Below are 26061 nucleotides of genomic sequence, written 5' to 3'. Positions count from 1 at the left end.
TATAGGTCAAAATTGCTGACCTACAAAATAATTTGTGCGCGCCACACCTTTTTGTCACTGGTTTGCGCATTATGTAGGGCAGCTTGCGGAGCAAGGCAGAAAGACGACAGGAAATTACGCTCATGGATTGGGACAAGCTCAGAATCTTTCACGCGGTCGCTGACGCCGGCTCTCTCACCCATGCAGGCGATACGTTGCATCTGTCGCAATCCGCCATCAGCCGCCAAATCCGCGCGCTTGAGGAAAGCCTTGATACGACGCTTTTCCACCGCCACGCGCGGGGCCTGATTCTTACCGAGCAAGGGGAGCTTCTGTTCGAAGCCACGCGCTCGATGAACAAGCGGCTGGAGGCAACCGCCGCGCGCATCCGCGACAGCGAGGATGAGGTCTATGGCGAAATCCGGGTGACCACGACGACGGGCTTTGGAACGCTCTGGCTGGCCCCGCGTCTGCCCGCGCTTTATGAAAAGTATCCGGACCTGAAGATCGACTTGATGCTTGAGGAGCGTGTGCTTGATCTTGCAATGCGCGAAGCCGATGTGGCGATCAGGATGAAGGAACCCAGCCAGGCCGATCTTATCCGCCGGCGGTTGATAAACATCAGGATGCGCCTTTATGCATCGCCCGAGTATCTGGCAGAACGCGGTATGCCCGACACGCTGGAAGGTCTGTCGAACCACAGGCTCATCTGCCAGAGCGCCAATGCTGCGCAGGTGCAGGCCGGCGGCGTTCTGGTGCAACACCTGATGACATACGACATTCGATCCACTCTGACCGTCAACAACTACTATGGCGTCCTGCAGGCGGTGCGAAGCCACCTGGGCATAGGCGTCCTGCCGGACTACCTGACCGAGGATTTTCCGCATCTTGTTCGAGTGTTTCCCGACGTGGAGTCGGGCGAGGTTCCGGTGTTCCTGGCCTACCCGGAGGAACTGAGACACTCGAAGCGCGTGGCGGTCTTCAGGGACTTCGTGACCGAAGAAATCATCGCCTACCGCAAGCGTCAGGCCATCGAACATCAGGCCATTGCGCATGAGGCATGACTGCAACGCATAGCGGCATTGTGCTTTGCGGCATTTGTTTTTTCTTGATCCACAGCCGGCATGTCCCTAGATGGACCTCAGAAGGCAGCGGTTGAGTATTCCCGCAGCTTTCTACCTCCCTGTTGGACTTCGGCCGAGCTTTGTCTCGGCCTTTTTTTTTGCCTATAGCGATCCCTGCACAGTCGGCGACGGCTGTCCATGGCGCAAGCTGCTGTTTAACGAAGATTTTTCGGATTTCCTTGGTAATTGCACATGCGGCGAACAGATTTGCTGCGGGCGCACAAAATCTCCGCAACATGAGGACGGCTGCCGGGCTGTGCCCGAACGACGCCGCCCAATCCTCCGCCTGCAAGGGAATACGCGGGCAATCGCGACACAAATGCCGTCGTGCGGATTTTCGGGCCTTTTCTCTTACTGTCTTCCCCCCTAAAAGGCGCGAAATCGCCAGCGCGCCTTGGGGGAAACGACATGCAGGAACCGCAGATCACCAACGACCTGATCGCCGCGCACGGGCTCAAGCCGGACGAATACCAGCGAATCCTGGAGATCATCGGCCGCGAACCGACCTTTACCGAGCTCGGGATCTTCTCGGCCATGTGGAACGAGCATTGTTCCTACAAGTCCTCGAAGAAGTGGCTGCGCACGTTGCACACCACCGGCGCGCAAGTCATCTGCGGACCGGGCGAGAACGCGGGCGTCGTCGATATCGGCGACGGCCAGGCGGTGGTCTTCAAGATGGAAAGCCACAACCACCCCTCGTACATCGAGCCCCATCAGGGGGCCGCGACGGGCGTGGGCGGCATCCTGCGCGACGTATTCACCATGGGCGCACGCCCGATCGCCGCGATGGACGCACTTTCCTTCGGACTGCCCTCCCACCCCAAGACCGCGCATCTGGTCAAGGGCGTGGTCGAAGGCGTCGGCTCCTACGGTAACTGCTTTGGCGTGCCGAACGTGGGTGGCGAGGTTCGCTTCCACGCCAGCTACAACGGAAACTGCCTTGTGAACGCTTTCGCGGCGGGACTCGCCGATGCGGACAAGATCTTCTATTCCGCGGCCTCGGGCGTCGGCATGCCGGTTGTCTACCTTGGTGCGAAGACCGGTCGGGATGGCGTCGGCGGCGCGACCATGGCGAGCGCGGAATTCGACGACACGATCGAGGAAAAGCGCCCGACGGTGCAGGTGGGCGACCCCTTCACCGAGAAGCGCCTGCTGGAGGCCTGCCTTGAACTCATGGCCTCGGACTCGGTCATCTCTATTCAGGACATGGGGGCCGCGGGCCTGACCTGTTCGGCGGTCGAGATGGGCGACAAGGGCGGCCTTGGCATCAAGCTACAGCTCGACAACGTGCCGCAGCGCGAAAAAAACATGACCGCGTACGAGATGATGCTGTCGGAAAGCCAGGAGCGGATGCTCATGGTGCTGAAGCCGGAGCGTGAATCCGTTGCGCGCGCAATCTTCGAAAAATGGGACCTGGATTTCGCCATCGTCGGCGAAACCATCGCCGAGGACCGGTTCCTGATCCTCCACGGAAACGAGATCAAGGCCGACCTGCCGCTGTCCAAGCTGTCGTCCAGCGCCCCTGAATACGACCGCCCCTGGGTTGAAACCCCGACCCGCGCGGCCTTCGAAGACGCGCTCGACATCGACCCGATCGAGGGATTGAAGGCGCTGATCTCCTCCCCGAACCATGCCAACAAGGCCTGGGTCTGGGAACAGTACGACACTTCGGTCATGGCGGATACGGTGCGCGCACCGGGCTTGGGCGCAGGCGTCGTGCGTGTGCACGGAACCGAAAAGGCCCTGGCCTTCACCTCGGACGTGACCCCGCGCTACGTCAAGGCGAACCCTTACGAGGGCGGCAAGCAGGCCGTTGCCGAAGCCTGGCGCAACCTGACCGCGGTGGGCGCGACCCCGCTGGCCGCGACCGACAACCTGAACTTCGGCAACCCCGAAAAGCCCGAGATCATGGGCCAGTTCGTCGGCGCGATCAAAGGCATCGGGGAAGCCTGCCGCACGCTGGACTTCCCGATCGTTTCGGGGAACGTATCGCTTTACAACGAAACGGACGGCAAGGGCATCCTGCCGACGCCGACCATCGGTGCCGTCGGGCTTCTGGCGACGCTGGATGATCTGATCGCAGGCCTGCCCGGCGAAGGCGATCATGCGATCGTCATCGGTGAAACCGCGGGACACCTTGGCCAGTCGGCGCTTCTTTACGAGGCCTTCGGCCGTGAAGAGGGCGACGCGCCCCATGTCGATCTGGCGCTTGAGCGCAAGAACGGCAACTTCCTTCGCGCCAACCGCAAGCTTGTCCGGGCAGCGACCGACCTTTCCGAAGGCGGACTGGCGCTTGCCGCGTTCGAGATGGCCGAGGCCGCGGGACTGGGCGTGACTCTGGACACCGGCGATGTCGGCCAGCTTTTCGGTGAAGACCAGGCGCGCTACCTCGTGGCCGTCGAAGCGGACTCCGTCGACGCTCTGCTTGCGGCAGCCCGCGACGCCGGGGTTACCGTCTCAAAGGTCGGTCTTTTCGGCGGCGCCCAGGTTCGCTTCGGCACGTCCGAAGCGCCGGTTGCGCAGCTTTCCGACATCTACCGCAGCGCGTTTGCCGCGGCGGTCGCTTAACTGCGATTGGGTTTCCTGGGCGCTGACGCGGTCCTGCGCGAGGCTTTGACCCAGCCCCGCGCAGAACCTTGCGGCGTACCGCGCGCAGGCTTAAGTATTGGCCAAGGACTGAACGAAAGGACGCCCCATGGCGATGGAAGCGCAGGACATCGAGAACCTTATCAGGGCCTCGTTCCCGCAGGCGAAGATCACGATTACCGACCTGGCGGGCGACGGGAACCACTACGCCGCAGAGGTGATCGATGAAAGCTTCCGCGGCATGAACCGCGTACAGCAGCAGCGCGCGGTCTACGCCGCGCTCAAGGGCAAGATGGACGGCGCGAACGGAGAGCTTCACGCACTTGCCCTGACCACCAAAGCACCGGAGTAACACGAGATGACCACGACCACCGCACAGGACAAGATCCGGGAAACCGTGACGACAAATGATGTCGTGCTGTACATGAAGGGCACGAAAGCCATGCCGCAATGCGGGTTTTCGTCCCGCGTGGCGGGCGTGCTGAACTACATGGGCGTGGACTATGTCGACGTAAACGTTCTGGCCGATGCCGACATCCGTCAGGGCATCAAGGATTTCTCCGACTGGCCGACCATCCCGCAGCTTTACGTCAAGGGCGAATTCGTCGGCGGCTGCGACATCATCACCGAGATGACCCTTTCTGGCGAGCTCGACCAGCTGTTCGAGGCCAACGGCATCAGTTATTCCAAGGAAGCCGCGGACAAGATCCGCGAGGCGAACGCCTGACCGTCAACCGGTCCGGCATTCCTTCCAAAGCGTCGTCTCATCGCCGGAAGCGGCGTCATGCCAAAGCAGCATGGCGCCGTTATCCTTTGTCCACCAGACATATCCCGACCCGTCGCCTGGCCAGGCACAACGCGCGCCGGACCCTGTCGGCATCGATGACAGCGCGATCTGCCGTCCCGCGACGTTCAGAACGACGGCCGACCCTTCGGCTGAGTTGAATTAGGTAACAGGCACCTCGACACCACGTTCGCAATGGTATCGGGACGACAGGATCTCGACCTCGGCGCAGGCGGGCATTGCCGCAAGTGCCATCGCCAGGGCCGCCGGGGATTTCATCCCGCGCGTTCCTCGAGACGGGCGGCCAGGGATTCGGCCCGTGCCGCAATCTCGGCCAGCGTGTCGGTCACCACGTCGGGAATCACGGGAACCTCGACCCTTTCGGGATTCGCGCGGGCGTTCGCGGCGACGCGTTCCGCCAGCATGGCGCGCTCTTCCACCTCGCGCAGCTTGTCCTCAAGTCCCGCCGCCTTGTCCGCGATCATCAGCCCGGCCATCAGAAGCATCCTGGCCTCTGGCATCCTGCCCGACTGGGAAATCACCGCGCTGGCCTCGCTGTCCAGAAGCTGGGCGGCCGAACGCAGAAACTGTTCCTCGCCTTCCTGGCACGCAACTTCGAATTCGCGACCGCCTATCGTGATCCTCATCTCAGGCATCAGGCCACCTCTCCGATCAGGGGTTTGAGCTCGGCCAGGATTTCATCGATCTCGGCCACTTCCGCTTCGCGTTCAGCGCGAAGAGCGACAAGCTCGCTCTCCATCGCCGCATTCACAAGCTCGACCGATGCCAATCCGTCTCTCGCCGCGTCGTTCAGGCGGCGGTTCGTCGCCACAAGATCTGCGTTGACGGCCCTTTGCCTGGCCAGTTCGCGCGACGAGGTATCAAGCTGTCGCGTCAACTGCGCCACCTTGCGCTCAAGCGAAGAGGCGATCGTTTCCTGCTTTTCCTTGATGGCGCGGACGCGCTCTGTCAGTTGCGCATTGGCGGCACGCTCGGTTTCCAGCGCCTCGCGCAGGGCCGGATCATCGGCCGAAGGTCGCGACATCCCGTCCAAGGCCCTGTCGATCCGCGTCAGCGCGGCGGTTACGCGGCGTTCAAGTTCGGTGATATCACTCATGACGGCAGGCCCCTTCTGTCGATCTGCGCACGCGGGTCTTTGCCCGCTATCCGCCCGCGCCCGGCCGAATCGCCGGAACGCACCATGCGGGGTCAGTTTACCGGAACCCAAAGTGCTTTTCTGCCCCTTCCCGGCCAATGCCTTAGGCGCTGAGCTTGATCTTGCCCGGATGGCTGCTATCAAGCGCGCAAGTCAATGCTGCTTCATAAGGACCGGGCCCTTGGATATTGCCACGCTTCGCGAGAAACACGCCGATCACTGGATGAAAGCCTGCGCCATTCGCGCGCTGGCCATGGATGCCGTTCAGGCGGCCAATTCCGGTCACCCTGGCATGCCGATGGGCATGGCCGACGTGGCGACGGTGCTGTTCGAAAAACACCTCAAGTTCGACGCCTCCGCGCCAAAATGGGCCGATCGGGACCGCTTCATCCTGTCCGCCGGCCATGGCTCCATGCTGATCTACGCGCTTCTCTACCTCACGGGATACGAGGATGTGACGCTGGACCAGATCAAGAACTTCCGCCAATGGGGCGCGATCACCGCGGGTCATCCGGAATATGGTCATGTGTCTGGCGTTGAAACGACGACCGGTCCGCTGGGCCAGGGCATTTCCAACTCTGTCGGCTTCGCCATGGCCGAGGAATCCATGCGCGCGCGCTTTGGCGCCAAGATCGTGGACCACACCACCTGGGTCATCGCGGGCGACGGCTGCCTCATGGAAGGCATCAGCCAAGAGGCCATCGGCCTTGCCGGGATGCAGAAGCTTGGCAAGCTGATCGTGCTTTGGGACAACAACAACATCTCGATCGACGGTCCGATCTCGATGTCCGACGTGACCGACCAGCGCGCGCGCTTCGCGGCATCGGGATGGAAGGTGATTTCTTGCGACGGCCATGACCCGGTCGACATCGACCGCGCTCTGACCGAGGCAAAGGGATCGGATCGTCCGGTGCTGGTCGACTGCAAGACCCACATCGGCTTCGGCAGCCCGAAGAAGCAGGACACCGCGGGCGCCCACGGTTCCCCCCTTGGCCCCGATGAGATCAAGGTGACCAAGGCGATCTATGGCTGGGACTACGACGCATTTGTGATCCCGGACAACATCCTGTCGGCGTGGCGCGCGATTGGATCGCGCGGGGCGTCCGCAAGGGCAGAATGGGAAGCCCGCCTTGCCGCGCTGTCCCCCGCAAAGCGCGCCGAGTTCGAACGCCAGATGACACTGGACGCGCCCAGGAAGCTTGCCGCGGCGATCCGCGGCGTCAAGAAGGAAGCCTCGGAAAAGCTGACCAAGGTCGCCACCCGCAAGGCGTCAGAGATGGTTCTTGCCGCGGTGAACCCGGTCATGCCGGAAACGATCGGCGGCTCGGCCGACCTGACCGGGTCGAACCTGACCAAGACTGCGGAACTCGGCGTCTTCACCCCCGAGAACCGCAAGGGTCGCCACGTCCATTACGGCATCCGTGAACACGGCATGGCGGCGGCGATGAACGGCATGGTGCTGCATGGCGGCGTCCGCCCGTACGGCGGCACCTTCCTGTGCTTCACCGACTATGCGCGCGGCGCGATGCGGCTTTCGGCGCTGATGGGCGTCCCCACGGTTTACGTGATGACGCATGACTCCATCGGCCTGGGCGAAGACGGCCCGACGCACCAGCCGGTCGAACATCTGGCGATTTGCCGGGCCACGCCGAACACCTGGACCTTCCGTCCCGCCGATCTGGTGGAAACGGCCGAGGCCTGGGAACTTGCGCTGACCACGACCAGGACGCCCTCGGTGCTGGCGCTGTCACGGCAGAACCTTCCGACCGTCCGCACCACCCACACCGCCAAGAACCTGACCGCCCAGGGCGGCTACGTGCTGGCCGAGGCGACGGGCAAGCGCCGCGTGATCCTGATGGCTACGGGGTCCGAGGTAGAGATCGCCCTGAAGGCACGCGACCTTCTGGAAGCCGAGGGCATCGGCACACGCGTCGTTTCCATGCCCTGCTTGGAACTTTTCGCCGAGCAGCCCGAAGCCTACCGCAAGCGCATTCTGCCCGCCGGCCCCGTCCGAGTCGCGGTCGAAGCCGCTGTGCGCCAGCCCTGGGACCGCTTCCTGCTGGGCGAACGCGGGAACGAGAAGAAGGCCGCCTTCGTGGGCATGGAGGGCTTCGGCGCTTCTGCCCCCGCCGAGCGGCTTTACGCCGAATTCGGCATCACCGCCGAGTCGGTCGCGGAAAAGGCCAAGGCGCTGCTCTGATCAGGCGCATCAACTGATGAATGTGAGTACGGCGGCCAGTTGGCCGCCGTATTCGTTTCCCGAGCGCATCACGGGATCAGGCTCGCTTGCGGCTGAACAGACGCGACAGGCGGTTCCACATGGGAACAATGGCCCGTGTCGCGATGGGGATCAGGACGAAGCCGAGCGCGAGACCAAACACGCCGTCCAGCGTCGCCTTGGTCAACCATTCGACTGCGCCGGGCAGCACGGGCGTCGCATGCCCGACGGCGGCAGCCCAGTCGTGGATGGCATGGCCGATCGCCGTGACGCCCGCGTATTCCAGCCCGTGAATGACGATCGAACCGCCAACCCACAGCATCGCCGCCGTTCCGACGGTCGACAGAAAACTCATGAACCTTGGCATAGCCACGACCAATCCGCGGCCAAAGGTGCGCGTCGCCCCAAGTCGCCCGTGCTTGGCCAGGAACAGCCCGACGTCGTCCATCTTCACGATCAGCGCCACGCTTCCGTAGACTGCTGCGGTGATACCAGCCCCGGCAATTGCCAAGGCCGCCGCCTCCATGATGAACCCGCTTTCGGGAATCGCGGAAAGCGCGATGGTCATGATTTCGGCGGACAGGATGAAATCCGTCTTGATGGCGCCAGCGATCTTCGCGCGTTCCAGATGTCCGGGGTCCTTCACGTCGAAATCCGCCTCGACCACGTGATCGCCGTGCGGAAACAGGACATGGAAGATCTTCTCGGCCCCTTCGAAACACAGGTAGGCCCCGCCCAAGGCCAGTATCGGGGTGATCGCGGCCGGAAGGAACGCCGACAGCAAGAGTGCTGCGGGCAAGAGGATCAGGATCTTGTTCTTGAGCGAGCCAAGTGCGATCTGGCCGATGATCGGAAGCTCTCGGTTCGCCTCGAATCCATGAACGTACTTGGGGGTCACCGCCGCATCGTCGATCACGACGCCCGCGGCCTTGGTTCCCGCTTTTGCCGCCGCGCCGGCCACATCATCGATCGACGCGGCGGCCACCTTTGCAATCGCTGCAACATCATCAAGAAGCGCAAGCAGGCCGCTCATTTCCATCTCCTTCGAATCCGCGCCACCCTAGCCTATTGCGGGCAGCGCACAAGCCGGTGGCGGAAACGAAAACAGAAGTGTCGTGTGTCGCACATTGCCGCCGGTGTTTTCGCTAACAGGTCCCTGTTTTCGCTAACATCTTGAAAAATCGGGTTTTACTGACCATCCTTCACTGTTATTCCGGTAAGGGACTCGCGTCCGCGACAGGATCAGGAGAGCAGCCATGACGGTCACCATCGGGATCAACGGATTTGGCCGGATCGGCCGTTGCACGCTAGCCCACATCGCGGAAGCGGCCCGCAACGACGTTCAGGTTGTCAAGATCAACGCAACCGGCCCGATCGAGACCAACGCCCACCTGCTGAAGTATGACAGCGTCCACGGCCGCTTTTCGGGGCCTGTGAAGGTCGCCGGCACCACGCTTGATCTTGGCCGCGGCCCGATCGAGGTGATGTCGACCTACAACCCGGACGAGCTGGACTGGGAAGGCGTGGATGTCGTGCTGGAATGCACGGGCAACTTCAACGATCGCGACAAGGCTGCGGTCCACCTGACCCGCGGCGCCAAGCGTGTGCTGGTTTCCGCGCCAGCGAAGAAGGCGGACAAGACCGTCGTTTACGGCGTGAACCACCGCGAACTGAAGGCCGAACACCTTGTCGTCTCGAACGGCTCCTGCACCACGAACTGCCTGGCCCCGCTGGCCAAGGTGCTGAACGACGCCATCGGCATCGAGTCGGGCATCATGACGACGATCCACAGCTACACCGGCGACCAGCCGACACTGGACCGCCGCCACAAGGACCTGTACCGCGCCCGCGCCGCCGCGATGGCGATGATCCCTACCTCGACCGGGGCTGCGAAGGCCCTTGGCGAAGTGCTGCCCGAGCTTGCCGGCAAACTTGACGGAACCGCGATCCGCGTGCCGACGCCCAACGTCTCGGCTGTCGATCTGACGTTCCAGGCCGGCAAAGACGTGACGGTCGCCGATGTGAACGAAATCGTAAGGGAAGCGGCCGCAGGCTACATGGGCATGGTCCTGTCCTACGACCCCGAACCCAAGGTTTCGATTGACTTCAACCACACGCCCTTCTCCTCTATCTTCGCGCCTGACCAGACGAAGGTCGTTGGCAATCGCACCGTCCGGGTTCTTGCCTGGTATGACAATGAGTGGGGCTTCTCCTGCCGCATGGCCGATGTTGCGGGTGCGATGGGTCGGCTCCTGCAGTAAGGAGCACTCGGGGACGATGGCCCCGCGCCCATGACGAACAGGATCGCCGCTGCACTGGGTCTGATCGTGATTGCCGCGCTTCTTGCCGACTTGATGTTGGCAGGGGGGGCGGCTTCACTCTTTCTGGCGAAAAAACTTGCCGATCTGATCGAGTATCTGGCCTTCTGGAGGTGAGGACGGCACTCTGCTGTTGACTTTCGCATGCAAATTGATGTTAGCGGTAACGCAACTTCATGGGGCCCTCGCCCTGCACTGCGGAGGACAAGGCAATGACGGTCAAGGTAGCGATCAACGGATTCGGCCGTATCGGGCGGAACGTGCTGCGGGCAATCATCGAGTCGGGGCGCACAGACATCGAGGTTGTGGCCATAAACGATCTGGGTCCCGTCGAAACCAATGCGCACCTTCTTCGCTTCGACAGTGTCCATGGCCGTTTCCCGGCCGAGGTGACGACGACCGAAACCACCATCGACGTCGGCCGCGGACCGATCGAGGTCACCGCAATCCGAAACCCCGCCGACCTGCCTTGGGGTAATGTGGATGTTGTGCTGGAATGTACGGGCATCTTCACTTCAAAGGAAAAGTGCCTGCCCCACCTGGAGAACGGATCGAAACGCGTACTGATCTCGGCCCCCGGCGAAGGCGCGGACAAGACCATCGTCTACGGCGTCAACCACCAGACGCTGACCAGGGATGACATCGTCGTCTCGAATGCATCGTGCACGACCAACTGTCTTTCGCCGGTCGCAAAGGTCCTGAACGAGGCCATCGGCATCGAAAAGGGCATGATGACCACGATCCACTCCTACACCGGCGACCAGCCGACGCTGGACACGATGCACAGGGACCTTTACCGGGCACGCGCCGCCGCGCTGTCGATGATCCCGACGTCGACCGGTGCTGCCAAGGCGGTCGGACTGGTCCTGCCGGAACTGAAGGGCAAGCTGGACGGCTTCGCGATCCGCGTGCCCACGCCCAACGTTTCAGTCGTAGATCTGAAGTTCATCGCAAGGCGCGAGACGTCCGTCGAAGAGATCAACGCCGCGATCAAGGCGGCAGCCGATGGTCCGCTCAAAGGCATCCTGGGCTACACGCCGTTCAAGAACGTGTCCTCGGACTTCAACCACGACCCGCACTCAAGCGTCTTTCACCTGGATCAGACCAAGGTCATGGACGGTACGCTGTGTTCCGTTCTTAGCTGGTACGACAACGAATGGGGCTTTTCCAACCGCATGGCCGATACTGCGGTCGCGATGGGCAAGCTGATCTGACATTTCGCGCCAGAATTATCAGCTGCGACCGAACTTGGCATAAAGCGCAGAGCGCACGTCCGCCGTCACGAACTTGGTGACATCGCCGTCAAGACGGGCGATTTCCTTGACCAGCTTCGAGGCGATGGCCTGACGCCGCGCATCAGCCATGAGGAACACCGTTTCGACGGAGTCATCCATCGCGCGGTTCATCCCGACCATCTGGAACTCGTACTCGAAGTCGGCCACGGCCCTCAGCCCCCGAACGATCACGCTGGCGCCAACGTCGCGCGCGCAATTGATCAGCAGGTTCTCGAACGGGTGGACCACGATCTCGCCCCCGGTCTTGGCCGCGATTCCCTTGCACTCGGCCTCGACCATGGCCACACGTTCATCCAGGTCGAACAGCGGCGCCTTGTCCCGGTTGATCGCAACGCCGATCACCAGACGATCGACCAGCGCCATCGCGCGCTGGATGATGTCGATATGGCCCAGCGTGATCGGATCGAAAGTGCCGGGATACAGGCCGATGCGCATGGGGTCTGTCCTTTCCTGACGCGCCTCTCACGCACGGACGCAACAATATTGCGTGCCAGAATGCAAGCCCGTCAGACTCAGTTGCCCATGATCATGCCAGCCAGCGCGTCCTTCTCCATCGCCAGTTCTGAGATGCGCGCCGCAACCACGTCGCCGATCGAGATGATGCCAACCATGACGCCCTTGTCCATGACCGGCATGTGGCGGAACCGGCCCGCGGTCATGCGCTCAAGCACACTGTCGGCCGAATCATCAGGTGCGCAGGAAACGAGGTTGCGCGTCATCAGCGCATCGACCCGATCCGCCATACAGGACGCGCCGCGGCGGCCAAGATCGCGCACAATGTCGCGCTCTGACAGAATACCCATCGGTTCCTTGCCATCCACCGACACGATCACGGCGCCGATCCGGCGTTCGGACAGAAGCCTGGCCGCATCGGCAACCGAACTGTCAGGCGTCACGGTCACGATGTTTCCCTGGGGCTTGGCGCGAAGCATCTGGTGAACCTGCATGATAACCTCCTGGCAAAACGATCTTTCCCTCAGCGTCACCGCATCGTAACTTTCTGTCAAGACAGGGATTCCAGCCGGGCGACTTCCCGTCGCACCCCCTGGGCAAGCAGCTCTGCGAAGCGGTTCAGGCGCTCGACGCGGCGATCTTCCGGGTGACGGATCAGGTAGAAGGATCGCGTCAGCGACAGCTTGTCGGGCAGAACCTTGACCAGCTCCGGAAGCGCGGGCAGCGCGAAGTCGTGGACGACCGCGATCCCGGCACCAATCCGCACCCAGTTAAGTTGCACCGACACGGAGTTCGAGCTGAGCGTCACCGTATCCATCCCCGCTTCGGACTGATAGTCCAGCTCCTTGTCGAAGATCAGGTCAGGAATGTAGCCGATGGTCCGGTGGTTCCTCAGATCCGACAGGTCGCGTATCGGGGGGTGAAGGTCCAGATAGTCGCGCGCGGCGGCAAGATGTAGCTTGTAGTCGGTTAGGCGTTGAACGGTCAGATGGCCGGAAACAGGCGGGCTTACGGCAATCGCAAGGTCGGCCTCGCGCTTGGAAAGGTTGAATACGCGGGGCTGCGCCACAATCTGCACCTCAAGCCCCGGATGGTCGGCGCAGATCTGCGCCACGATCTGCGGCAGCAGGTAGTTCGCGCTACCGTCCGGTGCCCCGATGCGGATCTGGCCCGTCAATCCCGGCCCTTCCGCGCCCACCTCCTCGATCGCTTCGGTTACTGCCTGCTCGACGCGGGTCGCATGCGCCACAAGCCGCTGGCCCTCGCCGGTCAGCGCGTAGCCCTGCGCAGAGCGGACGAAAAGCCGCGCGGCCATCCGTTCCTCGAACCGCGCGACACGGCGCCCGACGGTTGCGGGATCAAGCTTCAGAACCTTGCCCGCCCCCGAAAGGCTCTGCGCGCGCGCAACCGCCAGAAATATCCGCAGGTCATCCCAGTCCGCCACGTCGCCACCCTTTGCGTTATTGCAAAACACATTTGGGAAACTGCCTCTTTTCCAAGCAATTCTGCAAGACTATTCTGCGCCCAGCAAATTCGGGAGGCTTGAATGCAGGAACTGACCCACTGGATCAACGGCAAGCACGTGAAGGGCACCACCGGGCGCTTCACCGATGTCTTCAACCCGGCCACCGGCGAAGTGCAAGCGAAGGTGCCGCTGGCCTCCGTCGCGGAGCTAGGCGCAGCGGTCGAGGACGCCGCGAAGGCACAGATCGCCTGGGGCGCGACCAACCCGCAGCGCCGCGCGCGGGTGATGATGAAATTTGCAGCGCTCATCAACGAAAACATGGACAAGCTGGCCGAGGCGGTTAGCCGCGAACACGGCAAGACGCTGCCCGACGCGCGTGGCGACGTGCAGCGTGGCCTTGAAGTGGTCGAGGTCTGCATGGGCGCGCCCACCCTTCTCAAGGGCGAGTACATGAACGATGGCGGCCCGGGCATCGACCTGTTTTCCATGCGGCAGCCGCTTGGCGTCGTTGCCGGCATCACGCCCTTCAACTTCCCCGCGATGATCCCCTTGTGGAAGATGGCGCCTGCCCTGGCCAGCGGCAACGCGATGATCCTCAAGCCGTCGGAACGCTGCCCCTCGACCTCGCTCCTGCTGGCAGAGCTTCTGCAGGAAGCGGGACTGCCCGATGGCGTGCTGCAGGTCGTCAACGGCGACAAGGAAGTGGTTGACGCGATCCTCGACCACGAGACGATCCAGGCCGTGGGCTTCGTCGGCTCGACCCCGATCGCGCAGTACATCTACGGACGCGCGGCATCGAACGGCAAGCGCGCCCAATGCTTCGGCGGTGCCAAGAACCACATGATCATCATGCCGGACGCCGACCTGGACAAGGCGGCCGACGCACTGGTCGGCGCGGGCTTCGGCGCGGCAGGCGAACGCTGCATGGCGATCTCCGTCGCTGTGCCGGTCGGTGACAAGACCGCGGACGCGCTGATCGAGCGGCTCGTGCCACGCATCGAGAAGCTGAAGGTCGGCCCCTACACCGCGGGCGAGGATGTGGACTACGGCCCGCTGATCACCCGCGCCTCGCAAGAGCGGGTCAAGGGGCTGATCGCCTCCGGCGTGGAACAGGGGGCCACTCTGGTCACCGACGGGCGCGACTTCTCGCTTCAGGGGTATGAAAACGGCTTTTTCGTGGGCCCGACGCTGTTTGACAACGTCACGGCCGAGATGGACATCTACAAGGAAGAGATCTTCGGCCCCGTCCTCAGCCAGGTCCGCGCCAAGACCTATGAGGACGCGCTGAAGCTGACGATGGACAACCCCTACGGCAACGGCACGGCGATCTTCACCGCCGATGGCGACACCGCGCGCGACTTCGCGTCCCGCGTCAACGTGGGCATGGTTGGCATCAACTTCCCGATCCCGGTGCCGCTGTCCTACTTCTCGTTCGGGGGCTGGAAGAAGTCGGCGTTCGGCGACCTGAACCAGTATGGCCCGGATGCGTTCCGCTTCTACACCAAGACCAAGACGGTCACGGCGCGCTGGTTCTCGGGCATCAAGGAAGGCGGGGAGTTCGCGTTCAAGGCGATGGACTGATTGCCATCGCAGGGTTGAAAATGCAGGGGCGCGGCACGCTGCCGCGCCCCGTTCTAATTTCGCTCGCGGGAAGCGCGCAAAGGTCCCCACTTCCGCGCTTGCAAAATTCCTGCAACAGTTGGAATTTAACACCCGTTCAATTCATCGCTGCGGGAGGCTTTCATGGACTTTGCCCTGACCGAGGAACAGCAGGCGATCTTCGACATGGCCCGTGCCTTCGGGCAGGAAAACATTGCCCCCAACGCCCGCCAGTGGGAGTCCGAGGGCACGATCCCCAAGGCACTTTGGCCGGAATTGGGCGCCTTGGGGCTTGGCGGCATCTATGTCAGCGAAGACTACGGCGGTTCGGGTCTGACCCGTCTGGACGGCACGCTGGTGTTCGAAGCGCTTGCGATGGCCTGCCCCGCGGTCGGATCGTTCCTGTCGATCCACAACATGTGCGCCGGCATGATCGACAGGTTCGGCAGCCATGAGACGAAGTCGCGTTGGCTGCCCGCCATGTGCACGATGGAGACGGTGTTTTCCTACTGCCTGACCGAACCCGGATCGGGGTCGGATGCTGCGGCGCTCCGCACGAGGGCCGAGCGCACGAACGAGGGACTGATCCTGAACGGCACCAAGGCCTTCATTTCGGGCGGGGGATACTCGGACGCCTACCTGACCATGGTGCGTACGGGAGAGGACGGGCCCAAGGGAATTTCCGCCGTGATCGTCGAGGCAGGACGCCCGGGGCTGTCCTTCGGGGCGTTCGAGGACAAGATGGGCTGGCGCGCGCAACCGACCGCGCAGGTGCAGTTCGATGACTGCATCGTACCTGCCGACAACCTGCTGGGCGAAGAGGGGCGCGGCTTCACCTACGCCATGGCCGGGCTTGACGGAGGCCGGCTGAACATTGCCGCTTCGGCCCTTGGTGCCGCGCAGGCGGCGTTGGACGCGACCCTGATCTACATGGGCGAACGCAAGGCCTTCGGCAAATCCATCGACCAATTCCAGGCGCTGCAGTTCCGCCTGGCGGAGATGGAGGTCAAGCTGCAATCGGCGCGCACATTCCTGCGACAGGCGGCTTGGAAGCTGGACAACAAGGCGCCGGACGCCACCAAGTTCTGCGCCATGGCCAAGCTCCTGGTGACAGACAACGCCTTCGATGTGGCCAACCAATGCCTGCAGCTGCACGGAGGCTACGGCTACTTGGCCGACTACGGGATCGAAAAGATCGTGCGCGACCTGCGCGTCCACCAGATCCTGGAAGGCACGAACGAGATCATGCGGCTCATCACCGCGCGTGCGATGCTGGCCGAGAGGGCATGATGGCCGACATTCTGATCCGCAAGGAAGGCCGCGCGGGGCGTATCACGCTGAACAGGCCCCAAGCGTTGAACGCGCTGACCTATGCGATGTGCCTTGAGCTGGATGCCGCATTGATCGCGTGGGAGTCGGACGCCGACGTATCCCTCGTCCTTATCGACGCCGAGGGCGATCGCGCTTTCTGTGCAGGTGGCGACATCGCAGAGATGTACGCAACGGGCAAGGCGGGCGACTACGCCTACGGCCGCAGGTTCTGGGCCGACGAATACCGCATGAACGCCCGGATTGCTGACTATCCCAAGCCTGTCGTCAGCTTCCTTCAGGGCTTTACCATGGGCGGCGGCGTGGGTGTGGGCTGTCACGGCAGCCACCGGATCGTGGGCGAAAGCGCGCAGGTCGCGATGCCCGAATGCGGCATCGGACTTGTGCCGGATGTTGGCGGCAGTTTCATCCTGGCGACCGCGCCGGGCCGGCTGGGCGAATACCTGGGCACCACGGGGACGCGCATGGGTCCGGCGGATGCAATCCTGGCCGGCTTCGCGAATTATTTCGTGCCCGAGGCGGACTGGAACGACCTCAAGTCACGCCTGATGGCAACCGGCGACGCTTCTTCGATTTCAGCCGCCGTTAAATCCCCGTCGGATGGCCGCCTCGCGGCCTTGCGCCCGGCCATCGACCGGTTGTTCGCGGGCGATACACTTGCCGATATCACGGGCGACCTTGCGTCGGACGGGACGGACTTCGCGAAGGAAGCCGCCAAGGCGCTTGGCCGCGCCGCGCCTCTGTCCGCTGCCTGCGCGATCGAAATGGTCCGGCGCCTGCGCGGCGCTTCCACCGTACGCCAGGCGCTGGAGATGGAATACCGTTTCACCTATCGTTCGATGGAGCACGCAGACTTCATCGAAGGCATCCGCGCGGCGATCATCGACAAGGACCGCAACCCGCGCTGGCGCCATGCTGGACCAAAGGCGGTTCAGGCCGCGGATGTGGAAAAGATGCTGATGCCGCTTGGGGCCGAAGCCCTGACGTTCGAAAAGGAGTAGGACATGAAGATCGGATTCATCGGCCTGGGCAACATGGGTGCGCCGATGGCGGCGAACCTGGTGAAGGCGGGACATGAGGTCACGGGCTTCGACACCGCGGCCCCAATGCCCGAGGGCGTTGCAAAAGCCGGCAGCGCCGCCGAAGCCGCCACCGGTGCGGAGGTCGTGATCACCATGCTGCCAAACGGTTCGATCCTGCGCGCGGTCGCGGCCGAGGTGATCCCCGCGATGACCAGTGGGGCGGTCCTTTGCGACTGTTCCACCGTGGATGTGGAAAGCGCCCGGGCCGTGGCGGCGGATGCAAGAGCCGCAGGTATGGGCGCGCTCGATGCGCCCGTCTCGGGCGGTGTGGGCGGTGCCAGTGCCGGGACGCTGACCTTCATGGCGGGCGGCGATGCCGCATCGTTCGAGACGGTGAGGCCCCTTTTCGAGATCATGGGCCAGAAGGCCGTGCACTGTGGCGATGCCGGCGCGGGACAAGCGGCCAAGATCTGCAACAACATGATTCTGGGCGTCACCATGATCGCCACCTGCGAAGCCTTTGCCCTTGCTGACAAGCTGGGCCTTGACCGGCAAAAGATGTTCGACGTCGTATCTACCTCGTCGGGCTATTCTTGGACGATGAACGCCTATTGTCCGGCCCCGGGCGTCGGCCCCAAGTCGCCCGCAGACAACGGCTACAAGCCGGGCTTTGCGGCCGAGCTGATGTTGAAGGATCTGCGCCTGTCGCAGCAGGCCGCCGGCGGCGCTGACGCCGACACGCCGATGGGCCAGCTTGCCACCCGGCTGTATGAATCCTTCGTCGAAAGCGAAGGTGGCCGCGGCATGGATTTTTCAGCCATTCTTCCCCGTTTCGAAAAACGGCACCGAGGCTGAAATCCGCCGTCCGACATGCACAACCCCTGCCCTCCGGCTGCGAAAACGAATATGGTCGTGGCTGGAAGGAGTCACAGATGAAGCTGCTTACTACCCTCATCCTTTCGCTGATCGCGTTTTCGGCGGTTCCTGCGGTCGCCGGTCCCAAGGGCTGTCCGCCGGGCTTGGCGAAGAAGGATCCCGCCTGCGTGCCCCCGGGCCTTGCGCGCAAGGACTGGCACAGGGGCGATTACGTCGGTGACTACGACTACCATCGCATCCGCTATCCGGATCGCTACGGGCTTCCCCCGCTTCGGTCCGGCCAGCGGTACCTGATCGTCGATGACCAGATCCTTGTCGTGAACGAAGATACCTACACGATCGTGACCGTGCTCAGGGCAGTCAGCGCCATCCTGGACTGAGATCGATTGATCTGCGTCAATGCGTGCCACCCGCCCCGATGATACTCAATCAGACGTGCTGATGATTGCCTTCGGGAGGCATGGATGTTCAAGACGAATGTCGGAAACGTGGATCGCGCAATCCGTATCGTGGTCGGTGTGGCGCTTTTGGTGTGGTGGTACATGGCGCCGGATATGTCCTTGCGTTGGGTGCCACTGGTTCTGGGTCTGATCGCGCTTGTCACGGGCGTGCTATCGACCTGCCCACTTTATTCGATTTTGGGCGTCAATACCTGTCCGGCAAAGAAAGCCTGATCAAAAACACAAGTTTTGGGCCCAGGTGGGGGGTAACGAGTGCGCGCGGCCAAATGGCCCGTTGGGACGTTCTGGCACGCCGAGATGCCATCAAGGTGGCTCGGCGATGAGATGTCCGTAAACCGGACTTACTCTGCCGCGACCCGGCCGCGCGCCTTCAACATCGGCCCGAGATAGCGGCCGGTGTGGCTGCGCGGCTCTTTTGCAACATCTTCCGGCGTTCCCTGCGACACGATCTCGCCTCCGCCATCGCCACCTTCGGGGCCGATGTCGATGATCCAGTCAGCGGTCTTGATCACGTCGAGATTGTGTTCGATCACCACGACCGTGTTGCCCTGCTCAACCAGTTCGTGCAGCACTTCCAGCAGTTTTCGCACATCCTCGAAATGCAGGCCGGTCGTCGGTTCGTCGAGAATGTATAGCGTGCGCCCGGTTGCCCGGCGGCTCAGTTCCTTCGACAGTTTCACGCGCTGCGCCTCGCCGCCCGACAGCGTGGTCGCCTGCTGGCCGACCTTGATGTAGCCCAGGCCCACCTGGCACAGCGCTTCCATCTTGTCGCGGATCGCCGGGATCGCCTGGAAGAACTCGCGCGCGTCCTCGCAGGTCATTTCCAGCACATCGGCGATGGACTTGCCCTTGAACTTGATCTCCAGCGTTTCGCGGTTGTAGCGATGGCCCTTGCAGGTTTCGCAGGTGACGTAGACGTCGGGCAGGAAGTGCATCTCGATCTTGATGACGCCGTCGCCCTGGCAGGCTTCGCACCGCCCGCCCTTGACGTTGAAGCTGAAGCGCCCCGGCTGGTAGCCGCGCGCCTTGGCCTCCGGCAGGCCCGCGAACCAGTCTCGGATGGGCGTGAAGGCGCCCGTGTAGGTCGCGGGGTTCGACCGTGGCGTGCGACCGATCGGGCGCTGGTCGATGTCGATGACCTTGTCCAGGTGCTCGAACCCCTTGATTGTTTCGCAGGGCGCTGGCGTTTCGCGTGCCCCGTTCAGCCGCAACGCCGCGTTCTTGTAAAGCGTTTCGACCGTCAGCGTCGACTTGCCGCCACCTGAAACGCCCGTAACGCAGACGAACTTGCCCAGCGGGAAATCGACCGTCACGTCCTTGAGGTTGTTGCCGGTTGCGCCGACGACGGTCAGCTTCTTGCCGCTGCCCTTGCGCCGGACCTTGGGCACCGCGATCTCCCGCTGCCCCGAAAGGTATTGCCCCGTAAGAGAGGCCACATCGGCCGTGATTTCCGCCGGCGTTCCGCGCGAAACCACCTGCCCGCCATGGACGCCCGCGCCGGGGCCGATGTCCAGGACATAGTCTGCCTCGCGGATCGCCTCTTCGTCGTGTTCGACGACCAGCACCGTGTTGCCCTGATCGCGCAGGTTCTTCAGCGTCGATAGAAGCCGGTCGTTGTCGCGCTGGTGCAGCCCGATCGAGGGTTCATCCAGAACGTAAAGCACGCCCGTCAGCCCCGATCCAATCTGGCTTGCCAAGCGGATGCGCTGGCTTTCCCCGCCCGACAAGGTCCCGGCATTGCGCGACAGTGTCAGGTATTCCAGCCCCACGTTATTGAGGAAGCCCAACCTTTCGCGGATCTCCTTCAGGATCGCGCGCGCGATCTCGTTCCTCTGTGCAGTCAGGGCGGCGGGCACCGTGTCGATCCAGTCATAGGCCTCCCTGATCGACATCTGCACCACCTGACCGACATGAAGCCCCGCGATCTTGACGGCCAGCGCCTCAGGCCGCAGGCGGTGGCCGCCGCAAGCCCCGCAGGGGCGGTTGTTCTGATAGCGCTCGAACTCCTCGCGCACCCAGGCGCTGTCAGTTTCGCGGTAGCGACGTTCCATGTTCGGGATCACGCCCTCGAAGGTGCGCGTGACCTCGTAGACACGGCCGCCCTCGTCGAAGCGGAACGGGATCTCTTCTTCGCCAGAACCGTAGAGGAATAACTGCTGCACATGCGCCGGCAAGTCCTTCCAGGGCTTCTTTGGATCGAAACCATAGTGCCGGGCCAAGGCGTCGATCGTCTGTGTGAAATAGGGCGACTTGCCCTTGTTCCAGGGTGCGAGTGCTCCGTCCTTGAGCTTCAGCGTGGTGTCGGGCACAACAAGCCGTTCGTCGAAGAACAGCTCGACCCCCAGGCCGTCGCAGGTCGGGCACGCGCCGAAGGGCGCGTTGAACGAAAACAGGCGCGGCTCGATTTCCGGGATCGTGAATCCCGAAACCGGGCAGGCGAACTTTTCGGAAAAGACGATCCGCTCGCCCTCCCCTTCGGTCGGCGCGGTTTCAAGGACCGCGATGCCGTCGGCCAGGTTCAGCGCGGTGCGGAAACTGTCGGCCAGCCGCGTTTCCAACCCTTCGCGCACGACGATCCGATCCACGACCACGTCGATATCGTGGCGGAACTTCTTGTCCAGCGTGGGGGGCTCTTCAAGGTCATGGAACTGACCATCGACCTTGACGCGCTGGAAGCCCTGCTTGCGCCACTCAAGAAACTCCTTGCGGTACTCGCCCTTCCGGTCGCGCACCACGGGCGCCAGCAGGTAGCCCCGTGTGCCCTCCTCCATGGCCATGACCGCATCGACCATGTCCTGAACCTGCTGGGCCGCAATGGGCTTGCCTGTCGCCGGCGAATAGGGCGTGCCCACCCGTGCAAACAAAAGACGCAGGTAGTCGTAGATTTCGGTGACGGTGCCGACGGTCGAACGCGGGTTCTTAGAGGTTGTCTTCTGCTCGATCGAAATCGCCGGGCTCAACCCCGATATGTGGTCGACATCCGGCTTGCCCATCATGTCCAGGAACTGCCGGGCATAGGCGCTTAGGCTTTCGACATAGCGCCGCTGGCCTTCCGCATAGATCGTGTCGAACGCCAGAGAGGATTTACCGGAGCCCGAAAGCCCCGTGATCACCGTCAGCCTGTCGCGCGGAATGTCGACATCCACGGACTTGAGGTTGTGCTCCCGCGCACCCCGCACCTCGATGAATTTCTGTTCGGCCATACCCGCCTCCGCGTTCCAGTCACAGACATAGTTCACGGAGCGCGAGTCTCCAACCGGAAAAAGTGAACATATGATGAACATTTGATGCAGGCTATTTTCGAAGCCGCGGATCAGCGACGCTCTTTAATATTCGCGATATTGAATTTATATTGACGCCAACCATCGCGCCTGACGCGCGGCAAAGGAGATTGACCAGGATGCTATCATTTCCAAGACCTGATCGTGGCGCCGACCGCATCAGCACGCAGGACGCCGTCGCCCGAGCGGGCAATGGGACCCTTGTCCTTATTGACGTTCGTGAGGCCGGCGAAGTCGCGGCGTCCGGCAAGGCGCAGGGCGCGCTTCACATCCCGCTGGCCCTTGTCAGGCTGCGCTGCGATCCGAACGCGCCGGACTGCCCTGACTTGCTTTCCCGTGATGGCGCGGTGGCGCTTTACTGCGCCTCGGGCGGGCGCAGCCAAATGGCCGCGCAGATGCTTCGCGACCTGGGCTATGCCGAGGTCTACAACATCGGCGGCCTTGGTGATTGGATCGCCGCGGGCGGCAAACTTGAGCGATGAAAGCGGGGGCATTTGCCCCCGTTTCGTTCAGATGTGCAGCGCCCGACCATAGGCGTCCAGAACCGCCTCGTGCATCATTTCGGATAGTGTCGGGTGCGGGAATACGGTTTCCATCAACTCGCCCTCGGTCGTCTCAAGGGTGCGGCCGACGACATATCCCTGGATCAGTTCGGTGACTTCGGCTCCGACCATGTGGGCCCCCAGAAGCTCTCCGGTCTTGGCATCGAAGACGGTCTTGATCAGCCCTTCCGGTTCGCCAAGCGCGATGGCCTTGCCGTTGCCGATGAAGGGAAAGCGGCCGACCTTGACCTCGAATCCCGCATCTTTCGCCTTCGCCTCGGTCAGGCCGACGCTCGCGACCTGCGGGTGGCAGTAGGTGCAGCCGGCGATCGAATTCGGCTTGATCGGATGGGGGTGCTGCCCGGCGATCAGCTCCGCGACCATCACGCCCTCGTGGCTGGCCTTGTGGGCAAGCCACGGCGCGCCGGCGATATCGCCGATGGCGAAAAGCCCCTCGACCTGAGTGCGGCAGTATTCGTCCGTCACGACGTGGGTGCGGTCGACCTTCACGCCAAGCGCCTCAAGCCCAAGGTTCTCGACGTTTCCGACGATCCCCACGGCCGAGATGACGGTGTCGAACTCTTGCGTCTCGGTCTTGCCGTCCTTTTCGATGTGCGCGGTGACGCCCACGCCCGGCTTCCGGTCAAGTTTCTTGACCATCGCCTTCTCGATGATCTTCATGCCTTGCTTGACGAACTGCTTCTTGGCGAAGGCAGAGATTTCCGCGTCCTCGACCGGCAGCACGCGGTCCATCACCTCGACGACGGTGGTGTCCGCTCCAAGCGTGTTGAAGAACGAGGCGAACTCGATCCCGATCGCGCCCGAGCCGATCACCAAGAGCTTCTTGGGCATCCGCTTGGGCATCAGCGCGTGCTTGTAGGTCCAGACCAGGTCCCCGTCAGCCTCAAGCCCCGGCAGTTCGCGGGCGCGTGCGCCGGTTGCCAGCACGATCGCCTTGGCGGTGAGGTCTTCGGTGCCCTTGTCCGTCTTGACGCTCACGACACCCTTCTTGGGCAGCGTGGCAGCCCCCATGAAGACCGTCACCTTGTTCTTCTTCATCAGGTGGCCAATGCCGCCGGAAAGCTGCTTGGCAACACCGCGCGACCGCTGGACCACCGCGTCCAGATCATAACCGATGCCGTCGGCCTTGAGCCCGAATTCCTTGGCGCGATGCATCAAGTGAAAGACCTCGGCGGAACGCAGCAGCGCCTTCGTCGGGATACAGCCCCAGTTGAGGCAGATGCCGCCGAGGTGTTCGCGTTCCACGATCGCGACCTTGAGTCCCAGCTGAGCGCCCCGGATCGCAGCCACATAGCCGCCCGGCCCCGCCCCGATCACGATCATGTCGAACGTTTGCGCCACGGTCTTTCCTCCCTCAGAAAAAGTAGTTTGCCATTAAACTATCTTTCGGACGAGAGCAATCGCCAGAAAGGATGGGTGCCTTGCGGCACGCGCATGACTAGGATTCCAGTGCACGCACGATGGCACCGTAGCCGCCCGATTCCAGAAACGCCCGCTCATCAGGCGACGACACGCGCCCCAATGCCTCGTTCCTGAACGGGAAACGCCCGAAGCGGAGTATCACCTCCCGATGCGCGCGGGCGTGAAGCGCAAAGCCTTCGCCAGTACGGGGAAGGTTGCGCGAGATCAGATCGACCGCGAAGTCCTGATCCTCCATCTGCTCGGAATGCTCGAAAGGCATGTAGAAAAAGACGCGCTGCGGTTCGTCTATCATCAGGTCCTGACCGCGGCCCACGGCCGTCCGCGCGACCGCACGCGCGGCCGCGTCCGTGTCGAATGCTCTGGGGTCGCCACGGAACATGTTGCGCGGGAACTGGTCGGTCAGGATCAGATAGCCAAGCGTGCCTTCCGGCGTCTCGCACCAATCCAGCAGGGCGCCGTCCCGTGCCCGTTCCCACAACGATCCGAAGTTCGATCGGATCTTTTCGTCGACGTCCTCGTTCGCGGTGTACCAGCCATCGCGTCCGACCTCTTCCAACCAGAAGCGGACGACTTCCTGCGCCTCGTTCATGCACGCTCTCCCTTCCTTTCGGGAAGGTTGGCAGGCAAATCCACGCTTGACCAGTGCTATTCCGCCTGCTCGGCGTGATGGGGCTCGGCGCGCGCCTCGATCGCCGCCTCGATGGCCACGGCGGATGCTGTCGGCGCCAGCGGAGTGAATGCGCCCGTCTGATCGGCCGCAGGCGCTGCACGGCGCGTCATGCGCCACGCTGCGTAGGCCGCCATGGCGCCGAACAGGACCGAGATGAACAGGAAGAACGCGTCCGGGCCCAGTTGCGCCATGATCCAGCCAGTCAGGATCGGACCGCCGATCGCGCCCACGCCGTTGATGAAGATCAGCCCGGCAGAAGCCGCGGCCATGTCCGACGGATCCAGGAAGTCATTCGTGTAGGCTACAAGCAAAGAGTAAAGTGGGTTGGACACGCCGCCCATGAGCGCGCCTATCAGCACAAGGACGATGTAGCTGGCGTCGATCACGAAGGGGATCCCGGTTGCGACGGCGCCGAAGGCCGACAACGCGAAGACCAGCTTTCTCCGGTCCATTCGGTCCGACATCCATCCGATCGGATACTGCGCGACCAGCCCGCCGATGTAGATGCTGGCGACAAAGATCGACAGGTCCCGAACGCTCAAGCCGACTGCGGAGCCCCAGACCGACGCCATCCCGAACTGTGCGGAAAAGACCCCGCCCAGTATGAAGATGCCGACGCAGCCCAGCGGAGAGGTTCGATAAAGACCGACAAAGCTCAGCGGCTTCGTCAGTTCGAACGCCGGCGCCTTGCTTGCGGACAGCAGGATCGGGGTGAAGGCGACCGAGACGAGGATCGAGGGGATGACGAACAGGAAATAACCCGAAGGATCGCCAACGTTCAAAAGCGCCTGCGACGCGATGATTCCGAGCATCTGCATGATCATGTATAGCGATAGCGCCTGCCCGCGCGTCTCGTTGGAAGAGGCGTTGTTCAGCCAGCTTTCGGCGGTGATGTACACGCCCGAGAAGGAAAACCCGATCAGCACGCGGAGAACCACCCAGATCATCCAGTCCGGCGCGGCCGCGAACGCCACCAGCACAGCCGAGATCATCGACCCCAGAGCGGCAAAGACCCTGACATGGCCGACCCGCCTGATCATGTCGGGGGTCATGCGCGACCCGAACAGGAAGCCCAGGAAGTAGGCCGACATCACGTAGGACATCTGTGTGGTGCTGAATCCCTCGATCGAGCCGCGGATACCCAGCAAGGTGCCCTGCACACCGTTTCCGATCATCAGGAGCATCATACCCAACAGCAGGGCCCAGGAATTGCGAAGCACGGTCAGCATGTTATCTCCGGTATTCTTCTTTCGCCGCGGACGGCCCCAGGACCGCTTCTTGTTCAGAGGGGCGGCGACACCGTCCGCCCGCAATTGCAGCGGCTAATGGGATGGATTTGACCGCGACGCAAGCCGGGCCGGAACAGGATCGAACGCTAGCGGAGTTAAGCGACCGAGGCGGCACGCGACAGGGCGCAAGCCACGATTGCGCGCCGACGTGGAAATGACTTCGGCAATAGG

Annotated in this window: 25 protein-coding genes and 1 pseudogene; 15 read left to right on the top strand and 11 right to left on the bottom strand. The window is 62.9% G+C overall.

The genetic code is table 11. The annotated features are described in order from the left end of the window. Positions 1-122 precede the first annotated feature (122 nt). The 4 genes from OEW28_RS17895 to grxD all read left to right on the top strand — a co-directional run bounded on the left by OEW28_RS17895 (position 123) and on the right by grxD (position 4416). Positions 123-1043 carry a LysR family transcriptional regulator gene (locus OEW28_RS17895; RefSeq protein ID WP_263736161.1) on the top strand — a complete coding sequence of 307 codons (921 nt, stop codon included), beginning with the start codon at positions 123-125 and terminating at the stop codon, positions 1041-1043. 468 nt (positions 1044-1511) lie between these two features. Continuing rightward, a complete protein-coding gene (purL, locus tag OEW28_RS17890) occupies positions 1512-3671 on the top strand; it encodes a phosphoribosylformylglycinamidine synthase subunit PurL (protein ID WP_263736160.1) in 2160 nt (719 codons plus the stop codon). A gap of 127 nt (positions 3672-3798) precedes the next feature. Further along, on the top strand, positions 3799-4041 hold the full coding sequence (locus tag OEW28_RS17885) for a BolA family transcriptional regulator (RefSeq protein ID WP_263736159.1): 243 nt from the start codon (positions 3799-3801) through the stop codon (positions 4039-4041). Positions 4042-4047: 6 nt separating this feature from the next. After that, complete coding sequence (gene grxD / locus OEW28_RS17880) at positions 4048-4416, top strand: Grx4 family monothiol glutaredoxin (protein ID WP_263736158.1); 369 nt, start codon at positions 4048-4050, stop codon at positions 4414-4416. 3 nt (positions 4417-4419) lie between these two features. Here the strand turns inward: grxD and OEW28_RS18920 are convergent. The 3 genes and pseudogenes from OEW28_RS18920 to OEW28_RS17870 all read right to left on the bottom strand — a co-directional run. Then, positions 4420-4617: pseudogene (locus OEW28_RS18920) on the bottom strand (MliC family protein); the annotation flags it as partial. Between the two features lie 131 nt (positions 4618-4748). After that, positions 4749-5129 (bottom strand): cell division protein ZapA, encoded by a 381-nt coding sequence (locus OEW28_RS17875; RefSeq protein ID WP_263736157.1) that lies wholly within the window; start codon positions 5127-5129, stop codon positions 4749-4751. After that, on the bottom strand, positions 5129-5590 hold the full coding sequence (locus tag OEW28_RS17870; protein WP_263736156.1) for a hypothetical protein: 462 nt from the start codon (positions 5588-5590) through the stop codon (positions 5129-5131). The genes OEW28_RS17875 and OEW28_RS17870 overlap by 1 nt, the downstream gene beginning before the upstream one ends. A gap of 220 nt (positions 5591-5810) precedes the next feature. Between OEW28_RS17870 and tkt the strand changes: the two genes are divergently transcribed. Further along, positions 5811-7829, top strand: coding sequence for a transketolase (tkt, locus tag OEW28_RS17865; protein ID WP_263736155.1), 2019 nt, complete (start codon positions 5811-5813; stop codon positions 7827-7829). Positions 7830-7905: 76 nt separating this feature from the next. On the opposite strand, the gene OEW28_RS17860 is transcribed toward tkt, so the two are convergent. Further along, positions 7906-8880, bottom strand: coding sequence for a DUF808 domain-containing protein (locus tag OEW28_RS17860; RefSeq protein ID WP_263736154.1), 975 nt, complete (start codon positions 8878-8880; stop codon positions 7906-7908). Positions 8881-9103: 223 nt separating this feature from the next. Here OEW28_RS17860 and gap (OEW28_RS17855) point away from each other — a divergent pair, with 223 nt between their 5' ends. The 3 genes from gap (OEW28_RS17855) to gap (OEW28_RS17845) all read left to right on the top strand — a co-directional run bounded on the left by gap (OEW28_RS17855) (position 9104) and on the right by gap (OEW28_RS17845) (position 11379). After that, positions 9104-10108 carry a type I glyceraldehyde-3-phosphate dehydrogenase gene (gap, locus tag OEW28_RS17855; RefSeq protein WP_263736153.1) on the top strand — a complete coding sequence of 335 codons (1005 nt, stop codon included), beginning with the start codon at positions 9104-9106 and terminating at the stop codon, positions 10106-10108. Positions 10109-10138: 30 nt separating this feature from the next. Next, a complete protein-coding gene (locus OEW28_RS17850) occupies positions 10139-10282 on the top strand; it encodes a hypothetical protein (protein WP_263736152.1) in 144 nt (47 codons plus the stop codon). A 95-nt stretch (positions 10283-10377) separates the two neighbouring features. Continuing rightward, entirely contained in the window at positions 10378-11379 is a 1002-nt protein-coding gene (gene gap / locus OEW28_RS17845; RefSeq protein WP_263736151.1) for a type I glyceraldehyde-3-phosphate dehydrogenase, read from the top strand. 18 nt (positions 11380-11397) lie between these two features. Here the strand turns inward: gap (OEW28_RS17845) and coaD are convergent, their stop codons facing one another. From coaD to OEW28_RS17830, 3 genes are all read right to left on the bottom strand, one after another. Continuing rightward, positions 11398-11895: a pantetheine-phosphate adenylyltransferase gene (gene coaD, locus OEW28_RS17840; RefSeq protein WP_263736150.1), complete on the bottom strand. Its 498-nt coding sequence runs from the start codon at positions 11893-11895 to the stop codon at positions 11398-11400. A 77-nt stretch (positions 11896-11972) separates the two neighbouring features. Continuing rightward, complete coding sequence (locus OEW28_RS17835) at positions 11973-12407, bottom strand: CBS domain-containing protein (RefSeq protein ID WP_263736149.1); 435 nt, start codon at positions 12405-12407, stop codon at positions 11973-11975. A gap of 56 nt (positions 12408-12463) precedes the next feature. Further along, a complete protein-coding gene (locus OEW28_RS17830) occupies positions 12464-13357 on the bottom strand; it encodes a LysR family transcriptional regulator (RefSeq protein WP_263736148.1) in 894 nt (297 codons plus the stop codon). Between the two features lie 102 nt (positions 13358-13459). Between OEW28_RS17830 and OEW28_RS17825 the strand changes: the two genes are divergently transcribed. The 6 genes from OEW28_RS17825 to OEW28_RS17800 all read left to right on the top strand — a co-directional run bounded on the left by OEW28_RS17825 (position 13460) and on the right by OEW28_RS17800 (position 18878). Continuing rightward, positions 13460-14959: a CoA-acylating methylmalonate-semialdehyde dehydrogenase gene (locus OEW28_RS17825; RefSeq protein WP_263736147.1), complete on the top strand. Its 1500-nt coding sequence runs from the start codon at positions 13460-13462 to the stop codon at positions 14957-14959. A gap of 162 nt (positions 14960-15121) precedes the next feature. Next, on the top strand, positions 15122-16267 hold the full coding sequence (locus OEW28_RS17820; RefSeq protein ID WP_263736146.1) for an acyl-CoA dehydrogenase family protein: 1146 nt from the start codon (positions 15122-15124) through the stop codon (positions 16265-16267). After that, positions 16267-17307, top strand: coding sequence for an enoyl-CoA hydratase/isomerase family protein (locus OEW28_RS17815; protein ID WP_263736145.1), 1041 nt, complete (start codon positions 16267-16269; stop codon positions 17305-17307). The genes OEW28_RS17820 and OEW28_RS17815 overlap by 1 nt, the downstream gene beginning before the upstream one ends. Positions 17308-17310: 3 nt before the next feature. After that, positions 17311-18183: a 3-hydroxyisobutyrate dehydrogenase gene (gene mmsB / locus OEW28_RS17810; protein WP_263736144.1), complete on the top strand. Its 873-nt coding sequence runs from the start codon at positions 17311-17313 to the stop codon at positions 18181-18183. Positions 18184-18260: 77 nt separating this feature from the next. After that, positions 18261-18584: an excinuclease ABC subunit A gene (locus OEW28_RS17805; RefSeq protein ID WP_263736143.1), complete on the top strand. Its 324-nt coding sequence runs from the start codon at positions 18261-18263 to the stop codon at positions 18582-18584. 84 nt (positions 18585-18668) lie between these two features. After that, positions 18669-18878 carry a YgaP family membrane protein gene (locus OEW28_RS17800; RefSeq protein ID WP_263736142.1) on the top strand — a complete coding sequence of 70 codons (210 nt, stop codon included), beginning with the start codon at positions 18669-18671 and terminating at the stop codon, positions 18876-18878. Between the two features lie 128 nt (positions 18879-19006). On the opposite strand, the gene uvrA is transcribed toward OEW28_RS17800, so the two are convergent. Next, positions 19007-21868, bottom strand: a complete 2862-nt coding sequence (gene uvrA, locus OEW28_RS17795; protein ID WP_263736141.1) for an excinuclease ABC subunit UvrA — start codon at positions 21866-21868, stop codon at positions 19007-19009. A gap of 197 nt (positions 21869-22065) precedes the next feature. Here uvrA and OEW28_RS17790 point away from each other — a divergent pair, with 197 nt between their 5' ends. Next, the gene (locus OEW28_RS17790; RefSeq protein ID WP_263736140.1) at positions 22066-22428 is read left to right on the top strand and encodes a rhodanese-like domain-containing protein; all 363 of its coding nucleotides are present in this window, start codon (positions 22066-22068) and stop codon (positions 22426-22428) included. A gap of 27 nt (positions 22429-22455) precedes the next feature. On the opposite strand, the gene lpdA is transcribed toward OEW28_RS17790, so the two are convergent. From lpdA to OEW28_RS17775, 3 genes are all read right to left on the bottom strand, one after another. Continuing rightward, positions 22456-23832 (bottom strand): dihydrolipoyl dehydrogenase, encoded by a 1377-nt coding sequence (gene lpdA / locus OEW28_RS17785; protein ID WP_263736257.1) that lies wholly within the window; start codon positions 23830-23832, stop codon positions 22456-22458. Between the two features lie 115 nt (positions 23833-23947). Beyond that, positions 23948-24520 (bottom strand): DUF924 family protein, encoded by a 573-nt coding sequence (locus OEW28_RS17780; protein ID WP_263736139.1) that lies wholly within the window; start codon positions 24518-24520, stop codon positions 23948-23950. 56 nt (positions 24521-24576) lie between these two features. Further along, positions 24577-25830 (bottom strand): MFS transporter, encoded by a 1254-nt coding sequence (locus OEW28_RS17775; RefSeq protein WP_263736138.1) that lies wholly within the window; start codon positions 25828-25830, stop codon positions 24577-24579. Positions 25831-26061: the final 231 nt, after the last annotated feature.

Origin of the sequence: Albidovulum marisflavi, from assembly GCF_025751435.1 — a bacterium.
In the GTDB taxonomy this organism is placed as follows: Bacteria; Pseudomonadota; Alphaproteobacteria; order Rhodobacterales; family Rhodobacteraceae; genus Albidovulum; species Albidovulum marisflavi.
Note: the sequence above shows the minus strand (reverse complement) of the source record. Positions and strands in the feature narration are given on the sequence as shown.